This is a genomic window from Leisingera sp. F5 (assembly GCF_001593695.1).
Genome location: NZ_LUKH01000732.1, coordinates 1 through 1764 on the forward strand (window position 1 = coordinate 1; position 1764 = coordinate 1764).

1 protein-coding gene is annotated in these 1764 nt (G+C 63.2%); it reads left to right on the forward strand.

Going from position 1 to position 1764, the window contains the following annotated elements:
- The first annotated feature begins 74 nt into the window (after positions 1-74).
- Positions 75-1517 (forward strand): Do family serine endopeptidase, encoded by a 1443-nt coding sequence (locus A2I95_RS35350; RefSeq protein ID WP_291737232.1) that lies wholly within the window; start codon positions 75-77, stop codon positions 1515-1517.
- Positions 1518-1764 lie beyond the last annotated feature (247 nt).

A 1764-nucleotide genomic window follows, 5' to 3' on the forward strand; every position in this document is an offset into this window, starting at 1 on the left:
TAGAAGTGACAAGGAGTAGATCCGTGCAGCCACAGGCAATTGCAATTTCCGGCCGGGCAGGCGGCAGCAGCGCGATGATGCGCATGATCTGGCTTGCGGCGCTGGCTATGGCGGTCCTGCTGATGCAGGCGGTAACCGCGATGGCGCGCCCTGAAAGCCTGGCGCCGCTGGCCGGCCAAGTGAGCCCGGCAGTGGTCAACATCACCACCACAACCGTGGTCGAAGGGCGCACTGGCCCGCAGGGCATTGTGCCCGAAGGGTCCCCGTTTGAGGATTTCTTCCGCGAGTTCCAGGACCGCAACGGCAATGGCAATGGCAACCGTCCGCGCCGGTCCTCGGCGCTGGGCTCGGGGTTTGTGATTTCCGAGGACGGCTATATCGTGACCAACAATCATGTGATCGAGGGCGCCGACGAGATCGAGATCGAATTCTTCCCCGGTGACGGCCAGCCCAAGGAGCTTTTGCCGGCCAAGGTGATCGGAACCGATCCCAACACCGATATCGCGCTGTTGAAGGTGCAGGCGCCCGCACCGCTGAAATTCGTCAAGTTCGGCGACAGCGACACCGCTCGTGTCGGCGACTGGGTGGTGGCGATGGGCAATCCGCTGGGGCAAGGGTTCTCGCTGTCCGCAGGCATCGTGTCGGCCCGCAACCGCGAGCTTTCGGGGTCTTATGACGACTACATTCAGACCGATGCGGCGATCAACCGGGGCAACTCCGGCGGGCCGCTGTTCAACATGGATGGCGATGTGGTCGGCGTGAACACTGCGATCCTGTCGCCCAATGGCGGTTCCATCGGCATCGGCTTCTCGATGGCGTCCAACGTGGTGGTCAAGGTGGTCGACCAGCTGAAACAGTTCGGCGAGACCCGCCGCGGCTGGCTGGGTGTGAAGATCCAGGATGTGGATGCGGATCTGGCTGAGGCGATCGGCTTGGACAAGGCGCATGGCGCGCTGGTGACGGATGTCCCAGAAGGCCCTGCCAAAGAGGCCGGTGTGCTGGCGGGCGATGTGATCGTTAGTTTTGACGGCGGCGAGGTGAAGGACACCCGCGGCCTGGTGCGCCAGGTCGGCAATGCAGAGGTCGGCAAGACCGTGCGGCTGGTGGTTTACCGCGAAGGCAAGACTGAAACCCTGCGGGTGACCTTGGGCCGCCGCGAGGATGCCGAACGCGGGCCGTCCAGCCAGCAGAACGGTGATGGTGGATCCAGCCAGACGGAAAAGGAACTGCTGGGCCTGTCGGTCGGAGTTCTGACTGACCAGATGCGCGGTGAGCTTAGTGTAGGCGAAGATGTCGAAGGGCTGGCGATTCTTTCAGTGGATGAGACGTCGGAGGCCTGGGAAAAAGGCTTGCGCGCCGGCGATGTGATCACCGAGGCGGGCCAGGAAAAAGTCACCTCGATCAGCGAGCTGGAGACCCGCGTTGCCGAAGCCAAGGAGGCGGGCCGCAAGTCGTTGCTGCTGCTGGTGCGCCGCGGCGGCGAGCCGCGCTTTGTGGCGCTGAACCTGGCGGAGTAAGAGCCGTCAGGCAGAGTAAGAAAGAACAATTAAAGGCCGGGCATTCTCCCGGCCTTTTTTGCTTCCGCAGGGGGGCTATGCGCGTTTCATGAACAACACACCGCGACTGTCCTGTTCGGTGTGCCAGGCACCCGGTTCTGCGGCAAAAATCCGGCGGAAATCCTCTAGGTTGCCTTTTTCATCGGAAATCAGAACCCAGCCGCCCGGACGCAGATGCGGCAGGCTGCGGGCCAGGACCGCCCGCCGG